The 25,047-nt window shown below is 55.1% G+C and carries 22 protein-coding genes; 9 read left to right on the top strand and 13 right to left on the bottom strand.

All coding sequences use genetic code 11. From position 1 onward, the window contains the following. From N1689_RS08445 to N1689_RS08385, 13 genes are all read right to left on the bottom strand, one after another. On the bottom strand, nt 1-1,101 hold the full coding sequence (locus N1689_RS08445) for an alkylhydroperoxidase domain protein (RefSeq protein ID WP_260058550.1): 1,101 nt from the start codon (nt 1,099-1,101) through the stop codon (nt 1-3). Next, entirely contained in the window at nt 1,098-2,105 is a 1,008-nt protein-coding gene (locus tag N1689_RS08440) for a putative FMN-dependent luciferase-like monooxygenase (protein WP_222925728.1), read from the bottom strand. The genes N1689_RS08445 and N1689_RS08440 overlap by 4 nt, the downstream gene beginning before the upstream one ends. After that, nucleotides 2,102-3,721: an ABC transporter ATP-binding protein gene (locus tag N1689_RS08435; RefSeq protein WP_260058548.1), complete on the bottom strand. Its 1,620-nt coding sequence runs from the start codon at nt 3,719-3,721 to the stop codon at nt 2,102-2,104. The genes N1689_RS08440 and N1689_RS08435 overlap by 4 nt, the downstream gene beginning before the upstream one ends. Further along, nucleotides 3,718-4,563: an ABC transporter permease gene (locus N1689_RS08430; protein WP_260058546.1), complete on the bottom strand. Its 846-nt coding sequence runs from the start codon at nt 4,561-4,563 to the stop codon at nt 3,718-3,720. The genes N1689_RS08435 and N1689_RS08430 overlap by 4 nt, the downstream gene beginning before the upstream one ends. Then, nucleotides 4,560-5,501 (bottom strand): ABC transporter permease, encoded by a 942-nt coding sequence (locus N1689_RS08425; RefSeq protein WP_161736337.1) that lies wholly within the window; start codon nt 5,499-5,501, stop codon nt 4,560-4,562. The genes N1689_RS08430 and N1689_RS08425 overlap by 4 nt, the downstream gene beginning before the upstream one ends. Before the next feature lie 12 nt (nt 5,502-5,513). Continuing rightward, nucleotides 5,514-7,148 (bottom strand): TIGR04028 family ABC transporter substrate-binding protein, encoded by a 1,635-nt coding sequence (locus tag N1689_RS08420; protein WP_260058545.1) that lies wholly within the window; start codon nt 7,146-7,148, stop codon nt 5,514-5,516. A gap of 213 nt (nt 7,149-7,361) precedes the next feature. Further along, nucleotides 7,362-8,591, bottom strand: coding sequence for an MFS transporter (locus N1689_RS08415; protein WP_260058543.1), 1,230 nt, complete (start codon nt 8,589-8,591; stop codon nt 7,362-7,364). A 78-nt stretch (nt 8,592-8,669) separates the two neighbouring features. Beyond that, nucleotides 8,670-11,024, bottom strand: coding sequence for a GNAT family N-acetyltransferase (locus N1689_RS08410; protein WP_260058541.1), 2,355 nt, complete (start codon nt 11,022-11,024; stop codon nt 8,670-8,672). 1 nt (nt 11,025) lies between these two features. Then, nucleotides 11,026-12,318: a lysine N(6)-hydroxylase/L-ornithine N(5)-oxygenase family protein gene (locus N1689_RS08405; protein ID WP_260058539.1), complete on the bottom strand. Its 1,293-nt coding sequence runs from the start codon at nt 12,316-12,318 to the stop codon at nt 11,026-11,028. A gap of 1 nt (nt 12,319) precedes the next feature. After that, nucleotides 12,320-13,882: an aspartate aminotransferase family protein gene (locus N1689_RS08400; protein ID WP_260058538.1), complete on the bottom strand. Its 1,563-nt coding sequence runs from the start codon at nt 13,880-13,882 to the stop codon at nt 12,320-12,322. Between the two features lie 549 nt (nt 13,883-14,431). Then, a complete protein-coding gene (locus tag N1689_RS08395) occupies nt 14,432-15,805 on the bottom strand; it encodes a PTS ascorbate transporter subunit IIC (protein ID WP_260058537.1) in 1,374 nt (457 codons plus the stop codon). Nucleotides 15,806-15,843: 38 nt separating this feature from the next. Further along, nucleotides 15,844-16,116 (bottom strand): PTS sugar transporter subunit IIB, encoded by a 273-nt coding sequence (locus N1689_RS08390; protein ID WP_003855084.1) that lies wholly within the window; start codon nt 16,114-16,116, stop codon nt 15,844-15,846. A 47-nt stretch (nt 16,117-16,163) separates the two neighbouring features. Then, on the bottom strand, nt 16,164-16,613 hold the full coding sequence (locus N1689_RS08385; RefSeq protein ID WP_222925736.1) for a PTS sugar transporter subunit IIA: 450 nt from the start codon (nt 16,611-16,613) through the stop codon (nt 16,164-16,166). Between the two features lie 432 nt (nt 16,614-17,045). Here N1689_RS08385 and N1689_RS08380 point away from each other — a divergent pair, with 432 nt between their 5' ends. The 9 genes from N1689_RS08380 (at nt 17,046) to N1689_RS08340 (ending at nt 25,046) form a co-directional block, all read left to right on the top strand. After that, nucleotides 17,046-17,780: a GntR family transcriptional regulator gene (locus tag N1689_RS08380; RefSeq protein ID WP_222925737.1), complete on the top strand. Its 735-nt coding sequence runs from the start codon at nt 17,046-17,048 to the stop codon at nt 17,778-17,780. Nucleotides 17,781-18,188: 408 nt separating this feature from the next. Beyond that, entirely contained in the window at nt 18,189-18,650 is a 462-nt protein-coding gene (gene tssD, locus N1689_RS08375) for a type VI secretion system tube protein TssD (RefSeq protein ID WP_260058536.1), read from the top strand. After that, nucleotides 18,650-19,012 carry a DUF2778 domain-containing protein gene (locus N1689_RS08370; protein ID WP_260058535.1) on the top strand — a complete coding sequence of 121 codons (363 nt, stop codon included), beginning with the start codon at nt 18,650-18,652 and terminating at the stop codon, nt 19,010-19,012. Before tssD ends, N1689_RS08370 begins: the two co-directional genes overlap by 1 nt. Further along, nucleotides 19,009-19,584, top strand: coding sequence for a hypothetical protein (locus tag N1689_RS08365; protein ID WP_260058534.1), 576 nt, complete (start codon nt 19,009-19,011; stop codon nt 19,582-19,584). Before N1689_RS08370 ends, N1689_RS08365 begins: the two co-directional genes overlap by 4 nt. Before the next feature lie 416 nt (nt 19,585-20,000). Then, a complete protein-coding gene (locus tag N1689_RS08360; protein ID WP_260058533.1) occupies nt 20,001-20,999 on the top strand; it encodes an MsnO8 family LLM class oxidoreductase in 999 nt (332 codons plus the stop codon). Nucleotides 21,000-21,018: 19 nt separating this feature from the next. Then, entirely contained in the window at nt 21,019-22,170 is a 1,152-nt protein-coding gene (locus tag N1689_RS08355) for an amidohydrolase (protein ID WP_253418163.1), read from the top strand. A gap of 80 nt (nt 22,171-22,250) precedes the next feature. Next, entirely contained in the window at nt 22,251-23,564 is a 1,314-nt protein-coding gene (locus N1689_RS08350) for an LLM class flavin-dependent oxidoreductase (protein WP_260058531.1), read from the top strand. An 11-nt stretch (nt 23,565-23,575) separates the two neighbouring features. Continuing rightward, complete coding sequence (locus N1689_RS08345; RefSeq protein WP_161736790.1) at nt 23,576-24,517, top strand: ABC transporter substrate-binding protein; 942 nt, start codon at nt 23,576-23,578, stop codon at nt 24,515-24,517. A 10-nt stretch (nt 24,518-24,527) separates the two neighbouring features. Next, nucleotides 24,528-25,046 (top strand): GNAT family N-acetyltransferase, encoded by a 519-nt coding sequence (locus tag N1689_RS08340; RefSeq protein ID WP_098050091.1) that lies wholly within the window; start codon nt 24,528-24,530, stop codon nt 25,044-25,046. Nucleotide 25,047 lies beyond the last annotated feature (1 nt).

Below are 25,047 nucleotides of genomic sequence, written 5' to 3'. Positions count from 1 at the left end.
TTATCCCTGTTTTTCCGGCAGAAAAGGCTCGCCCAGCGTCAGCATCAGGCGATTGGCCCAGGCAAAGAAGGCGGTGGACTGAATCAGGTCGAGCAGGTCGAGCGTATCCAGACCCTGCTCACGCAGTGCAGCGATCTGCGACCGGGCAGGTTGCGCAGGGGTCAGCGACAGCGCTGCCGAAAAGGCGATGATCGCCTGCCAGCGGGCAGTGTGTCCGTGGGATAACACTGCGCCGGGCGCAACATTCAGCAGCTTCTGTACTGCGTCATCCTGCTTCGAAAGCTGGCTGGCTTTACGCGCATGAACCGAGGCGCAATAAATACAACCGTTGACCTTACTGACCACCGTGGCGGCCAGCTCACGCTCGGCGCGCGGCAGCCCGCCAGCGCTATAGAAAATGCCTTTGTCGGTCAGGGTACGCTGCTCCAGCAGCGGCAGGTTACGCCCCAGCAGACGGAAATAGTCGGAATCGGTGTGACCGAATTTTGCCAGCGTCGCCTGCTCCTCCTCACTGAATTCAGCCAGCGGTCTGGCGGGCAGCCACGGTTCCCAGCCGAGTTCCAGCTGCGTAAACGCGGTCAGCGCCGTTTTGCCGCTGGCGGTCTGCAGTGCCTCATGCCAGTGACCGGCGACGACCGGTGCAGCTTCAACCGCTGCTTCATGGCCCTGCAGGCTGCGCAGGCCTGTGATTAAACGGCTCTGAAAACTGACGAACGCCACCAGTTGCGCCAGCGTGACAATGCCACGCGGACTCCAGCCCGCCTGCTTCAGCGCCTCCAGATCGGCAGGTGTGGCGGCAACCGGCTCGAAGGTGAGGCGATGCGCGAAATTCAGCGCGGCACTAATCCGATCACTATCGGGCACGGGCTGCTGCGGCTGATAGTGCGCCTGCAGACCAGGCTGTCCATGCCAGTCTGCGACCTTTGCCGCCAGAAGGCGCCGCTCGGTTAACGGAAAATCGTCATCGCCCTGGCTGAACAGCACCTCGTAGCTGCACTGGGCATGGCGCGTCGCGGCGTGGCGTGTCTGGCGCGCGTGGGCCAGTCCGGAATCGGGGTCGATATCGGCCAGTGTGGCAATCAAATCGTCAGGTTGACTCATGAAATTCTCCTGTCTGGTTCGCCAGCAGCACGAAGTGCGGGCGCAATATGTCCGGCAATCAGCTCAATCGAGCGCAGCGTATCGGCATGCGAAGGCTCTGCTGAATGCACCTGGAATGAGATGTCTGTGACGCGAGGCAGCACGCTGTCCTGCACCAGCGAGCGCGCGACCTGATCGATGCCGCCAACATGGGCATCAAACTGTGCCAGCAGGTCATCAAAGCTTTCCCCGCGTATTTCGCCACGGTACTGAGCAGCCTGCTTGCGAATGCCAGGTTCAGCGATCTGACGCGCGTAGTGGTCTGAATCCGCGACAAATGCAGTGCGGGAGGCAAGAATACGCGGCTCAATTCCCGCCGGAAGTGCCGCGAGATAGGCATCAATCAGCGGATTCTGCAGCGCATCGAGCGGAAGTCCGGCCTGGCCTGCTGGCCGTGGCTGGGTGCGCGACAGCATCAGACCGTGTCCGCCCTGGCCGGCACGGATTGCGCCCTCAACCGAAAAGGTGGCGATCCACACGCGTCCGGCGAGCTGCGGCGCGGCAGGATAAAGATGATTATCAGGATGACCCAGCGAATCACCGCGCCAGGCACTAAGCAGCGTATGCAGATTCTCTGCAAATGCCGCGCCGCGTTCGCCAGACGTCAGCCCAAAGGGTAAAAACGAGTCCGGCGTGCCGCCCGAACCCAGCCCGATCTCCAGCCGTCCGTCCGACAGCAAATCCAGTACTGCGGCATCTTCTGCGACCCGTAATGCATTTTCCATCGGTAGCGTGATGATGGCAGTGCCGAGCCGTATGGTGCGGGTATGGGCGGCGGCGTGCGCCAGAAAAACCAGTGGCGAAGGCAGTCCGCCCTCATCCTCATGAAAGTGATGTTGAGCAATCCATGCCGTATCAAAGCCACAGTGCTCGGCATGCTGAATCTGCTCAGTGGCCAACTGATAGCGCTGTTTAGCCGGGACGTTATCCAGCAGTCGGGTAAAAAATCCGAGACGTCGGCTCATGCTGACTCCTTATGCGTTAACGGAATGAGCGGAGGAATCGCACCGATCAGTTCGGGCGTGTAGGGATGCTGAGGTGCGCTGAATATTGTGACAACGTCACCTTGCTCTACCGCTTCGCCCGCTTTTAATACGGTGATGCTGTCGGCAATCTGTCGCACCGTCGCCAGATCGTGCGTAATAAAGAGATAAGTCAGCCCCAGTTCGGCCTGAAGCTGCTGCAACAGGTTGAGGATTTGTGCCTGCACCGTGACATCCAGCGCCGACGTCGCCTCGTCCAGCACCAGGATTTCAGGCTCACAGATCAGCGCTCGCGCCAGGGCGACACGCTGCCGCTGACCGCCCGAAAGTTCATGCGGCTGACGTGACAGCAGAGAGAGCGGCAGTGCCACCCGCGAGGTGATCGCTTCCACCCGTTCGCGGCGCTGGCTGCGGTTCAGCCGGTCAAAGTTACGCAGAGGTTCTTCGATAATCGCATAGACCGTCTGACGGGGATCGAGCGAGGAAAACGGGTTCTGATAGACAACCTGGATCTTACGGCGCAGTTGACGCATTGCCGCGCCGCGCAATCCATTGACTACAATGCCGTTCAGCGTCACTGCGCCTCTATCGACGGTTTCAAAGCCCAGAATGATACGTGCCAGCGTCGTTTTTCCGGATCCGGATTCGCCGACCAGCGCATGCGTGGTGCCACGTGCCACCTGAAAACTGACGTTATTCAGCGCCTGTAACCGCTGCTGTTTACCCAGCGAAAAGCTTTTCATCACGCCGGTTGCCCGAATTGCCGGAGCAGAAAAACGGGCGGCCGCAGGTTTTACGCGGGCCGGTCGCTCTGGCGCAGCATCGTTCAGTAACTGACGGGTGTAGGGATGTGATGGCGCGCTGATGACCTGGGCGGTGCGTCCCGCTTCCTGAATTTCACCGTGGCGAAAAACAATGATGCGGTCTGCACGCTGTGCTGCCAGCGCCAGGTCATGGGTGACAAACAGCACGGCGGTATTAGACTCCTGCCGCAGGTCATCCAGCAGATCGAGAATGCGCTTCTGCACCGTGACATCCAGTGCGCTGGTCGGCTCATCCGCAATAATGATCTCCGGCTGCAGGGCGAGGGCGATAGCGATCAAAACACGCTGCTTCATGCCGCCTGAGAGCTGATGTGGTAACTGCCTGACCCGCTGTTCCGGGTGGCTGAGACCGACGCGGGTCAGCAGATCAATGACCCTTTGCTTGCGCTGTGCTGCCGGTAATCGCAGATGCAGGCGCAGGATCTCCTCCACCTGTTCGCCGACAGTTTTAACCGGATTCAGTGAGTTGCCGGGATCCTGCGGCACCAGGCTGATGCGCGCACCGCGCAGCGAGTCGACGCGCTTCTGCGACCACTGGCTGATATCAACGCCGTTGAGCCGGATTTCGCCCGCTTCGCGGCGGCCGTTTTCTGCCATCAGGCCCATAATGGCCTGTGCCGTGGTGGTTTTGCCGGAACCGGATTCGCCGACCAGTGCCACCATCTCACCGGCGTGCAGTTCGAAGCTGACGTTATTCACCACCGGCTGCCACTGGTTGCCGCGGCGATAGCTTAACGTCAGGTTGTTGACGGCGAGTAACGGCTGAGCGCTCATCGGCGTCCTCCTGAAAGTTGCTGACTGATGCGGTTCGCAGCGAGCACGACAGCCACTACCACCACACCAGGAAATGTTGTCAGCCACCAGGCGGTAGCCAGATAATTACGGCCTTCAGCGATTAACAGACCCCATTCCGGAATCGGCGGCGGCGTGCCATAGCCGAGAAAACTCAGGGTCGACAGCGCCAGAATAGCCTGACCAAACTGCAGGGCGGCATAGGCGATCACCGGCGTCAGTGCATTGGGCAGAATGTGACGCCACAGCACGCTGAAAAACCGGCCGCCGCTGCCGTAAGCGGCTTCGACATACTCGCTGTGGCGGATGCGCACCACTTCGGCCCGCGCCAACCGGGCGAAGCTGGCAATGGAGGCGATGCCCACTGCGAGCGCGGCATTCAGGGTGCCGAAGCCGAGCAGAATCAGTACGCTCAGGGAGAGCAGCAGTGAGGGGATCGCCAGTAATACATCCACAGCGCGCATCACTATCGATTCAGTTTTGCCGCCCGTGGCGCCTGCCAGGACGCCCAGCGCGGTTCCGGCCAGCAGGCCGATGGCCACTGACATGACGGCGGCAGAGAGGGAATGTGACGCGCCGTAAACGATGCGGGCAAAGAGATCGCGGCCGAGTTGATCGGTGCCGAGCCAGTGTCCGGCCTGCGGTGCCAGCCGCTGTGCGCCCGCGATGCCTTCCAGCGGGTTGGCCTGGGTAAAAAGGGCCGGGAAAAGGGCCGCCAGCACGGCCAGCACCATCACGAATAGGGCCAGCCACAGGCCCGGCGCGAAGCGGTAACGCCTGGACGGGACGGATTGCCGGGCGGCCGCGTAATCAACCAGACTCATGTTGCACCTCTTAAGAGCTGTAAGCGCGGATCAAACAGCGGCATCAGCAGATCCACCAGCAGGTTGATCACCACAAAACCCAGCGCGGAGATCATCACCACCGCCTGCAACACCGCCACATCCTGATTGTTCACCGCCTGCTGCGTCAGCTGACCCAGCCCCCCCAGGCCAAACACCGTTTCGGTAATCAGCGCGCCAGCAATCAGTTCCCCGAGCAGCAAACCCGCCACGGTAAGCACCGGCAGCATCGCGTTACGCAGGATGTGTCGCCACAGGACATAGTGCTCGCTGGCGCCTTTGGCACGCGCCACCGCCACGAAAGGCCGGGTGGAAACCTCATCAATGCTGCGCAGCAGAATCTGTGCCAGCGGCGCTGAGATCGGAACGGCGACGGTGATAATGGGCAGAATCAGTCCCTGCCACGGCGAGGGATTGATGACCGGGATCCAGCGCAGCTGGAATGAGAAGAGCTGAATCAGGGCGATGCCGAGCCAGAAGGTCGGCACGGAGATAAACAGCGCGGGCAGGGACTGCAGCAGATTCCGCAGGAAGCGCAGGGCGGGCAGTCTGGAGAGGGTCGCCAGCACAAAAGCCAGCAGCGTTGCCAGCAGAAATCCGCACAGCGCCAGTCGCAGCGTGCCGGGCAGGTTGCTGATCAGCAGTTCACTGACCGGTACGCCCGCCTGCACCGAATAGCCGAAGTCACCATGCAGCATCGCCGCCAGCGTATGCAGATATTGCTGCCACAGCGGGCTGTCTGCGCCATAGGCCTGACGCATCTCAGCAATCTGCTGTGGACTCAGGCCGAGATCCGGATTCTGAAACTTTATCAGCACCGCATCACCCGGCAGCACCTGCAACAGCACAAATGACAGGGTAAAGGCAGCCCAGAGTACCAGCAGTCCCAGACCGGCGCGTTGCAGCAGATAGTGGCGCATCCTCACCTCCGGTTACTGTTTTTCCAGCCAGGCACCATAGAGTGCCGGACGGCCTACCGCCTCAAAACTGACCCCTTTCAGCCAGGGCGCGCCCGCATAAACCTGCGGCTCTTCAAAGATCGGAATCACATAGGCCTGGTCCAGCAGATAGCGCTGAACATCACCGGTCAGCTGCAGTCGTTTTGCCGGATCAACTTCGGAGGAGACGTCCACCAGCAGCTGATTGAGTTGGTCATCACGGAAGTTTTTTACTTTGTCGCTGGAGCCGCCTTTCTGCAGCAGGTTGTCGCGGTTAGCCGGGTAGAAGCTGCTTTTAATCACGTCGGGATCGGCGCGGCCAACTTCCGTGACATTCAGCGGCGTTTTCAGAGGATCCAGGTTATCCAGCGTTTTGCTGCCTGCATCACCGGCTTTCACAGTGAGGGCAACCCCCGCCTGTCGCCACTGCTGCGCGACCAGTTGCAGCACCTCTTTGTTCTGCGGCTGCGGCAGGGACTCATAGACGGTTAACGCCAGCCGCTGACCCGCTTTCTCACGGATGCCATCTGCGCCGGGTTTCCAGCCTGCCTGGTCAAGCAATGCCTTCGCTTTTGCCAAATCAAACGTCAGTTTGTCCGCCAGATTGACGTAGCCGGCAGCGGTGGTCGCGACGACCGAGGTTGCCTGCGGATAGTTGGGAGAGAAGAGCGTTTCAACCACCTGCTTCGCATTGGTGGCGTGCAGCAGCGCCTGACGCACCCGGATATCACTCACCAGCGGATTATCAGGACGGAAGCTCAGGCTGTCGTTGACGCCACGGGTCGGCGCGGCATAAACCGGGAAGTTCTGATCTTTCGCCTGCTTCTCATCATAAGCCTGCACCTGACGAATCAGTCCCGCCTGACCCGCCAGCAGCGCACCGATGCGCACGCTGTCTTCCGGCGTCACAATCACTTTAATTCCGTCGAGGTTAGCCGGACCCTGCTGCCTGATGTTTTTCGGGCCCCACTGGTACGCTTTGCGCGCCACCAGATCCACTTCGCGACCGAGCTTCTCATCACTGACCACAAATGGTCCGGAACCAATGATATGCCGGGCATCACCCAGCTGATCGAAACTGCGCGCCAGGGTACTCAGCGACACCAGGCCGGAGCCAATGGTGGCGGTGCCCTGCAAAAATCCAGGCGAGGGTTTTTTGAAATAAAACTTCACCGTCAGCGGATCAATCACTTCACTGTGGTCGTAGTTATTAATCACTTCCGAAACCGGCAGGCGCAGCGCTTTATTTCCCAGCCCGTAGGTATCAAAGTTTTTCGCCACCGCGTTAGCATCTAATGGCGTGCCGTCGGAAAAAGTCACACCAGGACGTAACTTAAAGGTGTATTCCGTTTTATCGGCATTGGTGGTCCAGCTTTCCGCAATCCAGGGCTCAACCTGTAATGTTTCAGGATTCTGCCAGGTTAATTTATCGGTGATCTGATTGAGAATGCCGCCATTCGGGTAAAAGCCCCCGGCTGGCGGATAGAGGTTGGTATGTGCCTGCTGTTCCAGATAAATCAGCGTGCCGCCTTTAACCGGCGCGGCCTCTGCATTAAAGGTGAGAATCCCGGTAAGTAAGGTAAAAACCAGCGTCTGTGCGCGTGGTTTAAGGGGAAATAACGTCGTCATGGTGAATTCCTTTGTTATCAATTGCCTCAGCAGGCGGAATCATCATCGAATGACGCAACACACAGATAAAGTAACGATTTGGTCAAAGCTTATCTGAAAATAATAAATGCGGGAGTGGGTGGGAATTTATGAATGGTTTGAATGTACGGAATGGCAAATAAACATCTGCCATTCCGCGGATTTATATTTTCTTAACGACCTGCAGGGGCGTTATTACAATTCGGCACATAATTTACGCTGTCCGGCACGCAGGAACGCACTCACCAGACCCAGCCACAGCAACCCGCAGATCAGGTTCACCAGGCTAAAGCCGCCGGTTCCAAAGCTGAAATACGCGGTTTTGGCGGCTTCAATGCCCAGCGCAATAATCAGGATGCTTACCATGCCCAGCATTGCCGCCACGCTGCCTTTTCCGGCGCTGCTTGAAAACAGCGTCATGCGATACAGTCCGGCATTAATCAGCCCGGTGCCGAAGCCGTAAAGACTCATTCCGGCGGTGAGCCATAGATAACTTTGCGGATCCAGCAAAGTAGCGACCACCGCAATAGCCAGTCCGCAGACCACGGGCCAGGCACCAAGCCGTACCGGCTGTTCAATCGGCAGACGGCTGGACAATCGCCCCAGCATCAGATTGCCCGCAATCATCGCGGCAAAGACCGGCAGCTGAAGCAGGGCATAGTGGATGCGGCTAAGTTGCGCGCCGTGGATCAAAATCACAGGTGATAGCGCCACCCAGGCGATGCAGGGCACGGTGACCAGTCCGATAGCCAGTGAACCACGCATCACCTGACGATCCTTCAGCAACGCCGCGTAACCGCTGATAATCGATCGCAGCGACAGCGGTTTCTGACGATCGCCTGCTGTTTCAGGCATGGCATACCACAACCCGGCCAGCGCCAGCGCCGCAACCGCCCCAATCAGCCAGAACAGGGTGCGCCATTCACCTACGGTCAGAAAAGCCGCGCCTGCCAGCGGCCCGGCCAGCGGGGCGAGCAAGGCAACGTTGGCCATCAGCGCCATCATTTTGATGCTCAGCGACTCCGTGAACGCCTCCTGCACCGCTGCGTAACCCACCGCACCGATAAAGCAGAGGCTGATCCCCTGCAGAAACCGCAGCAGGACAAACTGCTCAATGCTTTGCACCCAGTGGGTCGCGATGCAGGAGAGCATAAAAAAGGCCACGCCGCTGAGCAGTACCGGACGCCGTCCGATGCGATCCGAGAGCGGACCCAGCAGCCACTGCAGCAGTATGCCACCGAACAGATAGGCGGTCAGCGAGGTGGAAACCCATTCCGGGCCGACCTTGAATTCCTGCGTCACCAGCAGCATGCCGGGCTGGATCATGTCATGGGCGATATAGGTGGCGAACTCGAACAATACCAGCGATAGCGGAAAGATAAGATGTCGCCGGGTCAGCTTTGCCAGCGGTTGAAAAGAAGCCATTAAAGATTCCTGCAATAAAACCATTAAAAAAAGCGGCCACCAGGGTGACCGCATAATAATTGAGTGACAGTGTAACGCTTAGCGCCAGCGGGCAATCGGGTTGATCAATGTGCCAGCGAACTTAAGGTTCTCGGCGGGATCGGAGAGGTTGATCATCTGCTGGTTATTCGCCAGCTGCAGGCGGTTCAGGCAGGAGCGGGTAAACTCGGGCGCGAACATGTCATAGCGCGCGAACTTAGTCGCATGCTCCGGATGCGCCTGCTGGTAATCCTTCACGCACTGCGCCACTGCCTGCCAGAAATCGTCTTCCGGCAGTGTCTCTGACTGATCCAGAATCGCGCTGATAAAGCGGAAGATGCAGTCAAACACATCGGTGAAGATAGAGAGTAACTTAAGTTCTTCCGGCACCTCGACGGCCAGGCGCTGCACGCCTTCCGGCAGCACCGCGTCAGGGTTCATCACGGCGATCTCTTCGCCAATATCCTTCATATAGGCGCTGACCGGAACGTTGTTCTCCAGCAGCATGATCAGGTTTTCACCGTGCGGCATAAACACCAAATCGTGCTGATAGAAGCAGTGCAGCAGCGGGCTAAGATAGCAGGTCAGATAGCGTTCAATCCACTGCTTAGCAGGTAAACCGGAGTCCGCGATCAGCGCGGGCAGCAGTGGCTGCTGGTGGTGATCGACGTGCAGGAAAGAGGCCATCGTCATCAGACGCTGGCCCGGTTGCAGACTGGCGGCAGGGTTATCGCGCCACAGCGCCGCGAACATCTTTTTATAAGCGGAGTCGCCTTTGATCGCCTGCTCATAGTAGCGGTTATGATAGCCAACCGACGCGACTTCACGCAGGATGCGGAAATCACAGCGTTTCAGCCAGGCATCCCCCGCGACCAGCTGTTCCAGCCAGCCGTTTATCGCGGGTGTTGTCGCCATGTAATAGGGCGACAGGCCGCGCATAAAGCCCATGTTAAGTACCGACAGCGCGGTTTTCACGTAACGCTTTTCAGGCTGGCTGCGGTTAAAGAAGGTGCGGATGGACTGCTGCGCCTGGTATGCGTCGTCGCCGGTGCCGAGATAAACAATATCGTGACTGGCAATATCGGCCGCAAACACGGTCAGCAGTTTGTTCTGCCACTGCCACGGATGCACCGGCATCAGGATATAGTCCTCCACCGCCAGCCCTTTGTTCACCAGCTGCGCATTGAACTGTTCCACGGTAGTGTCGCCCAGCTCATCACGCATCAGCTGCTCATAGCTCAGCTCGCTGAGGCTGGAGAAATGGGCGTTGCGGCGGTGGACCGCGACCCAGATAAGATGCACGGGCGCGGCTGCTTCCGGCGCATAGGCCAGATAGTCCTGTGCATCGAAGCCAATACGTCCGTTGTTGGCAACAAAGCAGGGATGGCCTTCGGTCATCGCCGCTTCTACCGTCTGGAAATCAGCTGCGACCAGCGCCTGGCTGTCGGGGTTATTCTTCTGCAGCTTATAAACGCTGCTGCACAGCGTGCTGCTGATCTCTTCCATGTAAGTTGCCAGCAGCGCCTGCGGAATCCCGATCTCACCGTTGAACTCCACGATAAACTTCAGCGCATCCAGCGGCAGCGCGTGACCGTTCTCCTGCTTGCGCAGGGAATCTGCGTCGATCTCCCAGTGATCCAGCGCCAGCCGCGCGGCGTGAAAATGATATGTCGCTTCTCCGCCCGGCACGGCCAGCTGATAGCTGCCATCACCCGTTTCCTGCGGCGCAATGATTTTTTCATGCGCGAACTCAGCAATTGCCTTGCGGATCAGCATGCGGTTTGCCTGCGCCCAGTTGTCGCCCGTCAGATGCGTGCCGTCGGTCAGTGAAGGGAGAATGTTCATGGTCTGCGACTCCTGCTGTAACGCGTGTTGATAATCTTCCCGCTGGCAAAAGGCCAGCCAAGCGGTTTTATGGCCCATGTCGATAGTGTGCTGGTAGCGGAATCCGGCGCGTTTATTCAGCACGTGAATTTTTTCATTGCGCACGTCCGGTTCGACCACCACGCGACGCACCTCTGGACGGCTGAACATGTAGTCCATCACCAGCGTGAAGACCTGCCAGCTAAAGGCTTTGATCGGCTGGCTGGCTGGGGCAATCAGAATATGCATGCCGTAATCATCGGACGCGGCCGGATAAAACTTGCCAACCTCGTCGTCACAGGCGCGGTAGCACTCAATCAGGCAGACGGGCTGATCATTGCAGCAGCCAATCAGCGCTGCATGGGGATCCGTTGCCGTCAGCGTCTGGTAGAACGCCGCGACCTGCTCCAGGCTCTGCTGCTGCATGCCCCAGAAGCGTGCGTAATCGCGGGTAACCCAGCTGTGGATTAGCGGCGCATCACTCTCAAGCATCGGTCTCAGGGTAAACCGTCCTGCGGGACGGTCGGCACTGAACAGTGTTAGTGATTTCATCTCAGTGCTCCGATTTTGCCGGGAAGGTCTGGAAGGCGATCTGGCCCTCAATCGGATAGACCTCGCGTCCGGTCAGTTCACGCAGCAGTACAGAGTTGCGGTAGCAAGCCATGCCGAGGTCCGGCGTGACAAAGCCGTGGGTATGCAGTTCGGCGTTCTGTACGAAAATCTGATTATGATGATCGATGCTGTAGTTGCGCTGCACGTCGTAGCGGCCTTTGTCATCCCAGCGCAGGCGTGCGGTAATGCCCTCTAAAAACATTGGTGGCTGATAGTGATAGCCGGTCGCCATCACCAGTCCTTCAGTGCGACGGGTGAAGGTGCAATCCTGCTCCTCCTGATGTAGCGTCAGCTCGAATTCGCCCTGCGGCAGCCAGCGCATCGCGGTCAGCGCCGAGTGGGTAAACAGGTTGACGTTGAGATCGCCGTCGAGCTGTTTGACATACATCAGGTCATAAATGTCATTGATTAAGCTGCTGTTGATGCCTTTGTAGAGATTCTTATGGCGCGCATTCAGCTCATCACGGGTGGTGGCGGGCAGGGCGTGGAAATAGTCGACCCACTCTGGCGAGGTCATCTCCAGCGTGAGCTTGGTGTACTCCAGCGGATAAAAGCGCGGCGCGCGGGTGATCCAGTTGAGCTGATAACCAAAGCGGTCAATATCGGTCAGCAGGTCGTAGTAAATTTCTGCGGCGCTCTGGCCGCTGCCCAGTACGGTAATTGAACGCTTCTGCTGCAGTTCTGCTTTGTTAGCCAGATAGTGGCTGGAGTGCGTCAGGCGCTGACGATGCGGCTGGCTGCACGCTGGCATCCAGGCTTTAGGCCCGGTGCCGAGAACCAGATGACGCGCCTGATAGCGCAGTTTTTCACCCGTTCGGGTGTCGGTCACCTGAAGATGATAGATCCCGGTGGCCTCATCATGGCTGACATACTCGACATGACTGTTCCAGCGCAGATTGGAGAGCCGCGAGCTGGCCCACTGGCAGTACTGGTTATACTCTTTGCGCATCAGGAAGAAATCTTCACGGATATAAAAAGAGTATAACTTTCCCTTTTCCTTCATGTAGTTGAGCAGACTATACGGGCTGGTGGGGTCGGCAAGCGTCACCAGGTCGGCCATAAACGGCGTCTGAAGATGCGCATTTTCCAGCATCATGCCGGTGTGCCAGTCAAAGCCCGGATTCTCATCCAGGAAGAGACCATTCAGCCCCTCAACCGGCTCGCTCAGACAGGCCAGGCTCAGGTTGAACGGGCCGATGCCGATACCAATAAAATCGTAAACAGGATTATTCATTTCAGATCTCTCCATGATTCGCCGCGCTCAGCGCAGAGGCACGCACCTGTTCGCGGCCATAGTGCGCAATCAGGCTCAGTACATCTTCAATGTCGGCAGTGGTCGTGGTGGGATTTAACAGGGTAAATTTCAGATACTGACGCCCGTCGACTTTTGTGCCCGCAATCACCGCATTACCGGAACGGAACAGCGCTTTACGGATGGCAGCGTTGATCTCGTCGATCTGCGCGTCGCTGGCATGTTTGCCGGGAACGTAGCGGAAAATCTGGGTCGTCAGCTCAGGCGCATGCAGCACTTCAATGGCAGGATGCGCCGTTAACAGCTGGTGCGTGGCCTGGGTCAGATCTATCAGCGTATCGAAGGCGTCACCCAGCGCCGCGGGGCCCATCACACGCAGTGTCAGCCACATCTTCAGGGCGTCAAAACGGCGGGTGGTCTGAATACTTTTGTTCACCAGATTGGGCGTGCCTTCCTGCTGAGCGCTGAGTGGATTCAGGTAATCTGCATGGTGCGTGACATGCTTCAGGTCATGACTGTCGCGCACAAAGAAGGCGCCACAGCTGACAGTCTGGAAGAACGATTTGTGATAATCGACAGTGACGGAGTCAGCATGCTCAATGCCGTTAAGCCGTGCGCGATGATTCTCAGAAACCAGCAGGCCGCAGCCGTAAGCGGCGTCAACATGCATCCAGAGACCGTGATCGTCACAGAGACGGGCGATGTCGGGCAGCGGATCGATGCTGCCAAAGTCTGTGGTGCCGCTGGTGGCGACTACGGCAATCGGGATTAGCCCTTCACTGCGGCAGCGTGCGATCTCTTTTTCCAGGCATTTTGCGTCCATGCGGTAGTGGTCGTCGTGATCAACGGCGATAACCGCGTCATAGCCCAGACCCAGAATCGCCATCGACTTCTGAATGCTGAAGTGGCTGAGTTTCGAGGTAAATACCCGCCACTTCGGCGCTGTCTCCGGCAGGCCGCGATGTTTGATCAGATGCCCCGGATGATGTTCCGCGCACCAGCTGTCACGCGCCAGCAGCATTGCCATCAGATTGGACTGGGTGCCGCCGCTGGTAAAGATCCCATCCGATCCGGCAGGCAGACCAATACGGCTCAGCGTCCAGTCGATCACCTTCTGCTCAATCAGCGTGCCGCCGGCACTCTGATCCCAGGTATCGACCGAACTGTTCACTGCCGCCATAATCTGCTCGGCCATCAGAGAGGGCAGCACGACCGGGCAATTCAGATGCGCCAGGTATTTAGGGTGGTGGAACCAGACAGCGTCACGCAGATAGAGCTGACTCAGCTCTGCCAGCGCGTCATCGTTATTGCCCAGCGGACGATCGAGATCGACATCGCTGAACGCCGCCGCCAGTTCGTGGGGCAGAATCCCGCTGAAAGGCTTCTCTACGCCAGTAACGGTGCGCGTCATCAGCGACAGCACCTCCTGAGTCTGCTGCGACCAGGCCGCCAGTTGCTGATCGTTAAAAATAGCCGTTTCGGCTCCGCTGGCATTGGAGGCTGGCGCGAGGTCCAGTGCCGTCTGAGTGGATGAGCGTAAAAGCATTTTCAGTTCCTGTGCGTGAATATCAGTGACCCTGCCGACACCACGTCAGCAGCGTTAGAAATCCGCTCAACAACTCCAGTAAACATAAAACTAACTAACCAGATAAAAACCCTGACCATTACGTGGGTTAGGGTTTTCACCTTAAAAAGAGAAAATACCGCATATTATTTGTGGATTTGGCAGCGTTTAACGCTTTGTTATATGCGGATGAGAGTGTAAATGTTAATCATTATCATTCAAATGTTTTGTTGTTAAATTTTATCTATTAATATGTCTAATATTGAAAATGTGATTCAGATCACTTTTTACGTTCGGAATAGTCCTTTTTTTATGGAAAATCAGGACCGGGTTGAACCAGAAATGAGGGGAGCAGTGGCGTTGTGCGTCAGCGTACGGGCAAAACAAAGGGGAGAAATGACATTAATCGATATCAGGATTGGCGCGCTGCAGCCAGTAAGTGTGGGAATACCGGGGGTTCGGTCAGTCTGGTCGGGTGTGAAAAACCGGAAAAGGGGGAGGGCCTTTTCCGGTTAGCATTACAGCGGCTGATTACACTTCATTTGTTTCAGCAGGACTTTTCTTTTTGGCCATGAAGTTATAAACCACAAGCAGGCCAAAAATGCCGGTGATAATCAGGGTAATGGTTCCCTTATCCATAAAGTGCGCCATATTACCGAGCAGGATGCCTGTTACGCCAAAGTCCGTATCCGAGAAAGTGGTGTTGGTCAGTCCAATCTGTCCGAGCACCGGCAACAGGGCGACAGGCAGGAAGGTGATTAACAGGCCATGAGCGAAGGCGCCACAGATTGCTCCGCGTTTGCCGCCGGTCGCATTACCAAACACGCCAGCTGTCGCACCACAGAAGAAGTGAGGAACAACACCCGGCAGAATCAAGACCCAATGCAGCTGACCCAGGACAAACAGTCCGACCAGACCACCGACAAAGCTGGAGATAAAGCCAACCAGCACCGCATTCGGCGCATAGGGGAAGACAATCGGGCAATCGAGCGCGGGTCTGGCTTCCGGCACCAGTTTTTCTGAAAAGCCGGTAAAGGCCGGAACGATTTCAGCCAGAATTAAACGCACGCCCTGCAGAATAATAAAGACGCCTGCGGCAAAGGTAATGGCCTGAATGAAGGAGTAAACGAGGTAGTTCTGACCATTGCTGAAGTTAGACTCTACGTACTCTTTACCGGCAGACACCGACAGGATTAAGTAAATAATCATCATCGTCAGGGAGATAGAGATTGTACTGTCGCGCAAAAAACTCAGGTTTTTTGGCATATTCATCTCTTCGGTGGATTTCGAACCTTTACCAACTAAAGAGCCGATCCAACCTGATAAGACATAACCTATTGTCCCGGTATGCGCCAGCGCGACATGGTCACCTCCGATGATCTTGCGAATATAGGGCTGAGCGATAGCCGGGAAGGTGGCCATCAGAATACCTAACAGCAGTGACCCGGTATAAATAAGCTGAATACCTTCAAAACCAGCAACCGATAAAATAATCGCGATCATACAGGCCATGTAAAACGTCACATGTCCTGACAGGTAGATATATTTGAGTCGGGTGAATCGGGCAACCACAATGTTGGCAACCATGCCGAAGGCCATGACCATGGTGGTTGGCGCGCCATATTTAGCCAGCGCGATAGAGACCATTGCTTCGTTATTTGGAATGATGCCCTGAACATCAAACGCATGTTTGAAAATGTCGCCCAGTGGCGTCAGGGAACCGACCAGAACGGTCGCGCCACCTGCCAGCACCAGAAAGCCCAGAATAGTTTTTACCGTGCCCTTAATCACATCTGGAAACGGCTTTTTCTGCGCAATCAGTCCGAAAAATGCCACCAGTCCGACCAGGATTGAGGGCACTTTCAGTACATCGACGACGAACTGCAAAAGATTTTGAGTAAACATATTAACCTCGAGGTAAGGCGTTTATCTGATTATTAGCGTCAGTTTTTCTCAAAATACTCGCGTATTTTTTGCTCCACTTCTTTCAGGTCGATAATATTGTTGATGATGATGACCTTCTGTTCCGGCAGGTTTGCGCTGTAGGCAATATCTTTTGCCATCACAAAAACATCCGCCACATCAGGCGTAACAGAACCAAGATCTGAATGTTCAACTTCCGCTTCAACGCCGATTGTTTTAAGCACTTTTTTGATGTTCATTTCCATCATAAAGCTGCTGCCCAGGCCTGAACCACACACTGCCATAATCTTCATATCAAACCTCATTAACTGTTGATTAAAAGTCGCTTTTAACGGGCGGATCAGACGTCTGATAAAATCGTCATGAGCGCGTCCTGGCTGCTCGCATTAAAGATCCGAGCCATGATCTCTTCATCGGACAGCACTTCCGCCAGCTGGGAAATCATTTCGATATGGCTATTACTGTCCGGTGCCGCAAACATAAAAATCGCCTTTACCGGATCGTTCTCTTCAGAGTCAAAATTTACAGGTGTGCCCAGCAGCACAATCGACAAACCCAGTTTGTGCGCGCCCTGTTCCGGGCGCGCGTGAGGCATGGCAATCTGCGGCGCGATAACAAAAAAGGGACCGATCTCCTCTTTCTGTCGAATAATGGCATCAATATAATCCTGCGATATTGCGCCTTCACTGAGCAGAGGTCGCCCGGCTATCGCTATCGCTTCCTGCCAGTCCGCAACGCGTTCAACGTACTGGACTTTCTCATTGTTTAACCACTTCGCCAGGTGTGACATCGCTTTGATCTCCCTCAAAATGCCTGAGTATGTACAGTCAGTTTTTCAAAACTCCTGCTTCACCACTTTTTAACTGAGCCTGCTGACAACCGAAGCTCAGGATAATGAAGGGCTTAAGATGATTAAAAAAGCCTCTTCTCATAGTGTTACGAGAAAGTTAGTTGCTGACCGTGGACGTAAGGTTGTATGTCATCTTCGTCATCACATCTGTACATGTTGAAGATGTCTAGTCATCCTGATGATGTCCCTCGATGTGTATGGACACAACCTGTAAAGTCAAAATATCGCTGAACAGCCTTAACATCAGTGCCAACTTGATAAGTTGGTCACATATTCAGGTCGCCGAAGTAGTACTTATCCGGCAATGTCAGGCAGAACTGTACTGATACGGATTGATGGCGTTCCACCTTCACGCATACAGGAAGACATTCGATGGCTGATGGCATCACAGAAAAGCAAAAAGAGGTTGTTGATTACATCCTCAATAAAATTAAGGATGATGGCCTTCTCCCCGGAGAAAAGCTGGATACCGAAATATCCATCGCAAAAAATATCGGCATTACCCGTGCGACGGTTCGTGAAGCGACACGTATTCTGGTTGAGCAGCAGAGAATTTATCGCGTCAAAGGTTCAGGTATCTTTGTGGGCTCTACTGAAGTGAGCAGTCAGGCGCACAGATATCATGTGCTTTCACCGTTTGATTTTCAGGCGCAACGAAAGGGGCATAAAGGCGTCAGGAAAATCATTTCGGTCAGCATAATTAAAGTCCCTTCAGCCGATATGGCGCAGGCGCTCCGTATTAAAAACAGCGATCAGATTTATAAAATTTTACGCCTGATGTGTTTCGATGATATCCCCGTGGCTCTGGAACATATTCACCTGCCGGTGAATATGTTTAATAGCCTGGAATTCAGCAAGCTGGAGGTCTCAAAATATGGCTATATTGAAGAGGTTACCGGTAAGAAAGTGCAGCTCAGGGATCAGCATCTGACGGCCGTGAATCTCGCTGATTCACAGACGCTGACTCTGCTTAATTTAGCGGAAGGGGATGCTGTCATTCAGCTCAATGAAACCGTTTATCTCGACGACGGCGTTCCCTGTGAAGTGAATGTGGCGCTTATCAACACCCGCTTTTTCCCGTTGAAACAAAACTCGCAACGGCCTTAGAAATACGCTTTAGACGCCTGTTTTTACGTATATCAACGCTATTACTTTGCGCAGACATCGACAGGCAAGCGATCCTGAATCAGCTGACTCCGGGATAGAGTTTGCGCTTTGGCGTGTAAGCAAGTATGCCAGGCAGCATGCTTTAATCAGCCGCTTTCGGTATCATCAGACAAAATGATCTTTCATCTAAAAATAAAATTGTTCAATATCATTATGATTTTAATTTACATGAGTAATGACTCGATGACTTAACTTGTTTTTTCGCTAAAACCCAAAGAAATGCCATCACTTGATTGATATCAAAAAATCTCCCAATACTCTCTTGCTAAAAAGATATAACAGATGATTATTACACTGTCTGATAATAAAAGGGAGTTAGTAATGGCTATTCCAGTTTAGCTATGGCTTATGGATGATAGTGGTAAGACCATAAAAGGAAGCGTTGATGTAAAAGGCAGAGAGGGAAGTATAGAAGTTAGCGAACTAATGCAATCTATTCAACAACCTACAGAGGCTTTAACCGGAAAAATCACCGCAAAATGCTTACATAGTTCATTCTCATTTATGAAAGAAATTGATAGTTCTTCTCCCTGGCTTTACAAAGCCCTGTCTACGGGGCAGACACTAAAGTCAGCAGTATTTAAATTCTATAGAATAAATAATAACGGACAGGAGGAGGAGTATTTTCGAACCAGCCTTGAGAACATTAAGGTTACAGAAGTAGATTCCCTGATGATGGATGTTAAAAAACACCAGTGGGCCAGGCACAATCATGTTGAGTTTATTGATTTTTCCTATAAAAAAATTACATGGCATTATCTGGACGGTAATGTCATTTATTCTGATTCATGGAATGAGAGGAATGGATAATGGCATGGAAATATGATGTCACATCACACACCTTCAGCCGCAATGGTGAAACATACACCGCAGATTACGCCGGGGCGACAGGTTATAAGAATGATTTTTCTCAGGAATGTGTAAGCAGCAAAGGCCCACTACCCAAGGGTAATTATACCATTGGTTCTCCGCATAATTCAGTTCACACCGGAAAATATACTCTCGATCTCACACCCGCTCTGAGCAATGCCATGTGTGGCCGCTCTGCGTTTCGTATTCATGGAGCAAGCAAGAAGCATCCACTGGATTCATCTGAAGGTTGTATAATCGCTTCACTCAGTGTACGAAAAAGCATATGGGCAAGTGGTGACAGGGAGTTAAATGTTAAATGAAATCACTTCTTATCATTACAATATTTTCTCCTGCTGTGATGGCTGCTCTGATGACTGGCTTCGGCGCCAGTTATTATGATGACAAATCATCAGTCACTTATCACGACACACGCAAAGAATTAGTTCCCGAAGTAATCATTGGTGACAGGCTTTTTGCCATGGAGTTTAGCCACCTTGAAGACATTGCAAAACAAACCGGAGCTGTAGTTAACCACGATAATCAGGCATCGTGGTTCTGCCTGACATCCAGAAATGTAAACTTCTGGTTTATTTCAGATAACGAGATGGGGCAGGGAGACTTAACGACGATAGCCATTGCGAGCGAGGGAACGAAAAAAGAGTGTTCTGAATATCAAGGGTATTTGAATGTCTCTGTTACAGGCATCCCTTTACTCAATGCATCTTCAGACACTCTGTTCTCGATGTTCTCCAGTAAGCCAGAAGGGAAAATTAACCAATATTGCAATGATTCACGTCGATACGGAGAATTTACTCAGTTGAATTGCCTTCAATATTATCGTGAAAACAGCACAATCAAGGGCGTAATGATCAGCCAGGTTACGGCCAGTTAACAATATTCCGGAGGCTACATGCTGTGTAGCCTCTGACTTGTACGAATGCTTACAAGACTTATTTTCCTGTCTCATTTTTCTGCCCCGTTAAGAGTCGACTCAATAATGCTCCATCCCTGATGAATGAAATTCCTGCAGTCGCGGCTAATAACAACTGTCATCTCTCCATACGTAAGACGATTTTCTGCAGACCTTTGCCAGTTCGCCGATTTTACTCACCTGAATATCAGGCATCGAAAAACGTTATACGCAAAATTTCTGCCTGATTCCCTGTTTCAGAGCCCGTTTTCCCTCTTTCACTTCTCACTGTTCCCCATTATGACGAATTCAATAAAGCATAAAACAATATGATGTTTTACCAATTATCGACTGCGCAGCACACTGGTCCGCAACCGGAATGAACAAGGACCAGGTGAATGGCATATCGATTAAGTCTGTTAGATAAGGCGCCCGTGCTGCAGGGCGAGTCGCCTGTAGCAGCACTGCAGCGTACGCTGCAGTTGGCACAGCTAGCAGAGGAGTGGGGTTATCACCGCTTCTGGCTGGCGGAACATCACAACACCGCGCAGCTGGCCAGTCCTTCACCTGAGGTATTGATTGCCTGGATCATTGCCCAGACCCGACATATTCGCGTCGGATCGGGCGGGGTGATGTTGCAGCACTACAGCCCGTATAAAGTGGCGGAAAACTTTAACCTGCTCGCCTCACTGGCACCGGGCCGCATTGATATTGGTGTGGGCAAAGCGCCGGGCGGACTGCCACTTTCCACACATGCACTGCAACAGGGTGTCGATGCGGCTAAAAAAGGGAGCTTTGCCGAACAGCTTCAACTGCTGGATAGCTGGCTTAAACCCACACAGGCGCAGCCTGATGTCGAAGGTTTAGCCGCGACGCCGCTGCCATCACGTCCTGCTAACCGATTTTTGCTGGGCGCCAGTGAAGAGAGCGCCCGGCTGGCGGCAAGTCTGGGCTGGCAGTTTGTCTTTGCAGCTCATCTCAATGGCGACCGCCAGTTGCTGGAGCATGCACTGAGTACTTTCTCTCACCTCAGTAACGGCCAGCGCGCTCTGGTGGCTGTTCAGGTAGTGGTGGCCGACTCGCCCGCCCAGGCTGACCTGCTGGTTTCCACGCTGCGTCATTATCATGTGTCGGTGAAAGGCGGACCTGGCGTTAACGTCGCGAGTCTGGAACAGGCTGAGCGCTATGTGCGGCAGGGTGGATATCGCGATTATCAGATTGAGCCGCGCACACCGTCACTGCTGAAAGGCACCGCAGCACAGGTTCATGCCCAGCTTGATGCGCTGCACCATAATTTCGACATTGATGAGTTCGTTATCGACACGCCGATTACCGAGCCGGCTGCCCGCCTGCAGTCACTGGAGTTACTGGCTACGCATCATCTGGTTGCAGCCTGAGTCTGAGTGGAGAGTCATCATGAGCAATGCATCACAACTGATTGAATGGCGGCGTGAACTGCACACCTGGCCAGAGCTGTCGGGTCAGGAGTTCGCCACCACCGCCCGGCTGCGGGGCTGGTTGCAGGCGTCGGGCATCAGGCTGCTCGACTATCCCCTTGAGACGGGTCTTGTGGCGGAAATTGGCAGCGGAGAGACCGTCATCGCCCTGCGCGCCGACATCGATGCGTTGCCAATCCATGAAGCGAGCGGTGTGCGTTTTCACTCCCGTCATCCCGGTGTGATGCACGCCTGCGGTCACGACCTCCATAGCGCTGTGATGCTGGGCGCAGCGTTACAGCTTAACGACCAGGCCGATCAGTTGCCTGGTCGGGTGCGCATCCTCTTTCAGCCCGCTGAAGAGATTGCTCGCGGAGCACGCCAGTTTATCGAGGCGGGCGTGCTGGATGAGGTGCAGGCTATTTTCGGCATGCACAACGAGCCTTCACTGCCTGTTGGTACGTTTGCTACCCGCAGCGGGGCGTTTTACGCCAATACGGACAAATTTATTATTCGCGTCACCGGCAAAGGCGCGCATGCCGCGTATCCGGAGCAGGGCGTGGACAGTATTGTCACCGCCAGCCAGATCATCCAGGCCTTACAGGGACTCACCAGCCGCAGCTTTAGTGCGCTGGACAGTCTGGTGCTGAGCATTACCCGCATCGACGGCGGCAAAAGCTGGAACGTATTGCCGGGCGGCGTTGAGTTTGGCGGCACCGCCCGCACGCACGATTTACAACTGCGTGCCGAACTGGAACAGCGGGTGCGTACGCTGGTTGAACACTTTGCTGAAGCCAATGGCGCGCAGGCGACCCTGAGCTGGCATCCCGGCCCGCCAGTGCTAATCAACGATGCGCACTGGGCAACCTTCAGCAGTGACGTCGCGCAGCAGGCTGGCTATCGGGTGCAGTCCGCCGAACTGCATCTGCTGGGTGAGGATTTTGCGTTCTATCTGCAACAGGTGCCAGGCGCGTTTGTCAGTATCGGCAGCGCCAGTGATTTTGGTCTGCACCATGCCAGTTTTACCCCGGATGAGGCGCTGATTGCCCCCGCCGCCGACTACTTCGCCCGACTGGCACGCCAGGCGCTGCAACACCTCAATGCGCGATGTCGGGACGCCATTCTGAACTGAATTCATCTGCAGCCCGCCAAAACACGGGGGTTCTGACAACCCTCGTCGGGCATCGCTACGACTAAAAAAGAGAGAGCATCATGACCACAAGACAACTTCGGCTGGGCACTATTCTGCATGGCGCATCGGGAAACATGTCTGCCTGGCGCCATCCCGCGGCGCAGGCCGATGCCAGTATTAATCTGGAGTACGCCAAAAAAATCGCCCGCAAGGCGGAGCAGGGCAAGCTCGATTTTCTGTTTGTTGCCGACGGGTTGTTTATCAATGAGAAATCGATCCCGCACTTTCTCAATCGTTTTGAACCGCTGACGCTGCTCTCTGCACTGGCGGGCGTTACAGAATATCTGGGGCTGGTCGGTACCGTTTCCACTTCTTATAGCGAGCCGTTCACGGTAGCGCGTCAGTTTGCCAGCCTCGATCACCTCAGCGGCGGGCGTGCGGGCTGGAACGTTGTTACCTCGCCGCTGGAGGGTTCCGCCAAAAACTTTTCCCGCGAGAAACACCCGGAACACGCGTTGCGTTACCGCATTGCCGACGAGTATCTGCAGGTAGTGAAAGGCTTGTGGGATTCGTGGGAGCAGGATGCCTTTGTGCGCAACAAGGAGAGCGGGCAGTTCTTCGATCCGGCGAAGTTGCACACGCTCGATCATCATGGCGACTTCTTCCAGGTGCAGGGACCGCTAAACATCGCCCGCACGCCGCAGGGCCGTCCGATTATCTTCCAGGCGGGTGCGTCCGACGACGGTAAAAAGCTGGCGGCGCGTCATGCTGACGCCATCTTTACCCATCAGCCCACCCGCGAAGAAGCGCAGGCGTTTTATCAGGATGTGAAACAGCAGCTGGTAGCGAACGGTCGTCAGCCAGAGGATCTTCACATCTTCCAGGGTGTCAGCGTGATCGTGGGCGATGATGCGGAAGACGTAGAGCGCCAGTATCAGACCACGGCGGCGCTGGTATCGATTCCCGATGCCCTTAACTACCTTGGTCGTTTCTTTGACCACCACGACTTTTCTCAATATCCGCTGGATCAGCCGTTCCCGGACATCGGCGACATTGGTCAGAACAGCTTCCGCAGCACCACCGACGAGATCAAACGCAAAGCACAGCAGCATGGCCATACGCTGCGCCAGGCGGCACTGGAAGCCGCAACGCCACGTCCGCTGTTTCACGGTACGCCGGAAGAGGTCGCGGATGGCCTGCAGCTCTGGTTCGAAACCCACGCCACAGACGGCTTCATTATCAATGGCGGCACACCCGACACCTTTGAACGGTTTGTTGACCGCGTGGTGCCGATTCTGCAGGCTCGCGGCCTGACGCGCCGCGACTACCCGGGCAGTACGCTGCGCGACAGCTTCGCCCTGAAGCAACCCGTTAATCAGTTCACCTCACAATAAGAGCCTGCGTCATGAAAAAAACATCGCGTCTTCTTGCCCTGCTTATTCTGACCGCCAGCAGCCATGCGCTGGCTGAAGGCACCAGCGTGTCCTATAACGGCCAGCGCGTCAGCCTGGAAGCCAATAAAGCGCCGATTAATACGGTGAAGAATCCTGACGCCATCGCGCAACTGCCCGCGGGACATCACTTTGTAGTGCCGGGCTCCTTTACCGTGGCCGTGGCGGCGCAGAACTCTCCGCCGCTGACGGTATTTTCCGATGACAACAAAACCCTGCTCGGCAGCGAGGTGGATATTGCCCGACTGGTTGCGGATAGCCTGGGATTAAAACTCAATGTCGTGCCGACGTCGTGGGAAGGCTGGCCGCTGGGTGTGGCCTCGGGCAAGTATGATGCGGCGATCTCCAACATTACCGTGACTAAAGAGCGCAAAGAGAAGTTCGACTTCGCCACCTATCGCAAAGACTCACTTGGCTTCTATGTCAAAACCAGCAGCCCGATTAAGTCACTGACCAAAGCGGAAGACATTGCCGGATTGCGGATCATTGTGGGATCCGGCACCAATCAGGAGGCGATTCTGCTGGCGTGGGATAAAGAGAATCAGGCAAAGGGTCTGAAGGGCTTTACCCCGATCTACGCCAAAGATGACGCCGCCCAGACGCTGGCACTGCAGGCGGGGCGGGCCGATGCCTGGTTTGGTCCTAACGTCATTGGTGCCTGGAAAGCGGCACTGACCGGTAAAACCCGGCTGATCGGCAGTGTGGATGGTGGCTGGCCAAAAGCGGCGCACATTGCCGTTACGGTGAAAAAAGGCAGCGGCCTTGCAGAACCGATCAGCACTGCGCTGAATGGCGTCATCAGCAATGGTGATTATCAGAAGGTGCTGAACCGCTGGGGTGAAGGCGTGGAGCATATCGATCGTTCTGAAATTAACCCCGCCGGGCTGGGCGACTAAGGAGCTGAGCATGAGTGAATCGACTTTCCGCGAAGTTTCGCCCGAGGCCCCCGAGCTGCAACCGATTCTGGGTGGTCTGTTTGGTGAATATTCGGCACGTTATGGCGACTTCTTTTCCCGCCGTAACGAGCAGGAGCAGGAGCTGACGGAATGGTATCTGCCGCCGCAGGGGCTGTTTATTGTGCTGGAACGCGACGGCGAAATCATTGCGATGGGCGCTTATAAACCTTATGACCCACAGACCGCTGAGCTGAAGCGCATCTGGACCCGCAGCGATCTGCGCCGTCAGGGGCTGGCGCTGGTGGTGTTGCAGGAACTGGAACGGCGCGCCCTGCAGGCGGGCTATCAGCGGCTGTTTCTCACCACCGGCTTTCGCCAGCCAGAGGCGGTGCGGCTTTATACCGGTCACGGCTATCAGCCACAGTTCGATCTGAGCGGCGATCTGGAGCGTTACGGCCAGCCGCCACATGACGGGCGACTGCGTTTTATTAAAGTAATCGGCGTTTATAACGTCGCTGAGGCGAGTTAAG

This window comes from Pantoea sp. XY16 (genome assembly GCF_025153065.1).
GTDB classification, from domain to species: domain Bacteria; phylum Pseudomonadota; class Gammaproteobacteria; order Enterobacterales; family Enterobacteriaceae; genus Pantoea; species Pantoea alfalfae.
Note: the sequence above shows the minus strand (reverse complement) of the source record. Positions and strands in the feature narration are given on the sequence as shown.

Coding starts and splice junctions, on each gene's coding strand:
- N1689_RS08445 (WP_260058550.1), bottom strand. CDS start 1,101: ATGAGTCAACCTGACGATTTGATTGCCACACTGGCCGATATCGACCCC.
- N1689_RS08440 (WP_222925728.1), bottom strand. CDS start 2,105: ATGAGCCGACGTCTCGGATTTTTTACCCGACTGCTGGATAACGTCCCG.
- N1689_RS08435 (WP_260058548.1), bottom strand. CDS start 3,721: ATGAGCGCTCAGCCGTTACTCGCCGTCAACAACCTGACGTTAAGCTAT.
- N1689_RS08430 (WP_260058546.1), bottom strand. CDS start 4,563: ATGAGTCTGGTTGATTACGCGGCCGCCCGGCAATCCGTCCCGTCCAGG.
- N1689_RS08425 (WP_161736337.1), bottom strand. CDS start 5,501: ATGCGCCACTATCTGCTGCAACGCGCCGGTCTGGGACTGCTGGTACTC.
- N1689_RS08420 (WP_260058545.1), bottom strand. CDS start 7,148: ATGACGACGTTATTTCCCCTTAAACCACGCGCACAGACGCTGGTTTTT.
- N1689_RS08415 (WP_260058543.1), bottom strand. CDS start 8,591: ATGGCTTCTTTTCAACCGCTGGCAAAGCTGACCCGGCGACATCTTATC.
- N1689_RS08410 (WP_260058541.1), bottom strand. CDS start 11,024: ATGAAATCACTAACACTGTTCAGTGCCGACCGTCCCGCAGGACGGTTT.
- N1689_RS08405 (WP_260058539.1), bottom strand. CDS start 12,318: ATGAATAATCCTGTTTACGATTTTATTGGTATCGGCATCGGCCCGTTC.
- N1689_RS08400 (WP_260058538.1), bottom strand. CDS start 13,882: ATGCTTTTACGCTCATCCACTCAGACGGCACTGGACCTCGCGCCAGCC.
- N1689_RS08395 (WP_260058537.1), bottom strand. CDS start 15,805: ATGTTTACTCAAAATCTTTTGCAGTTCGTCGTCGATGTACTGAAAGTG.
- N1689_RS08390 (WP_003855084.1), bottom strand. CDS start 16,116: ATGAAGATTATGGCAGTGTGTGGTTCAGGCCTGGGCAGCAGCTTTATG.
- N1689_RS08385 (WP_222925736.1), bottom strand. CDS start 16,613: ATGTCACACCTGGCGAAGTGGTTAAACAATGAGAAAGTCCAGTACGTT.
- N1689_RS08380 (WP_222925737.1), top strand. CDS start 17,046: ATGGCTGATGGCATCACAGAAAAGCAAAAAGAGGTTGTTGATTACATC.
- tssD (WP_260058536.1), top strand. CDS start 18,189: ATGGATGATAGTGGTAAGACCATAAAAGGAAGCGTTGATGTAAAAGGC.
- N1689_RS08370 (WP_260058535.1), top strand. CDS start 18,650: ATGGCATGGAAATATGATGTCACATCACACACCTTCAGCCGCAATGGT.
- N1689_RS08365 (WP_260058534.1), top strand. CDS start 19,009: ATGAAATCACTTCTTATCATTACAATATTTTCTCCTGCTGTGATGGCT.
- N1689_RS08360 (WP_260058533.1), top strand. CDS start 20,001: ATGGCATATCGATTAAGTCTGTTAGATAAGGCGCCCGTGCTGCAGGGC.
- N1689_RS08355 (WP_253418163.1), top strand. CDS start 21,019: ATGAGCAATGCATCACAACTGATTGAATGGCGGCGTGAACTGCACACC.
- N1689_RS08350 (WP_260058531.1), top strand. CDS start 22,251: ATGACCACAAGACAACTTCGGCTGGGCACTATTCTGCATGGCGCATCG.
- N1689_RS08345 (WP_161736790.1), top strand. CDS start 23,576: ATGAAAAAAACATCGCGTCTTCTTGCCCTGCTTATTCTGACCGCCAGC.
- N1689_RS08340 (WP_098050091.1), top strand. CDS start 24,528: ATGAGTGAATCGACTTTCCGCGAAGTTTCGCCCGAGGCCCCCGAGCTG.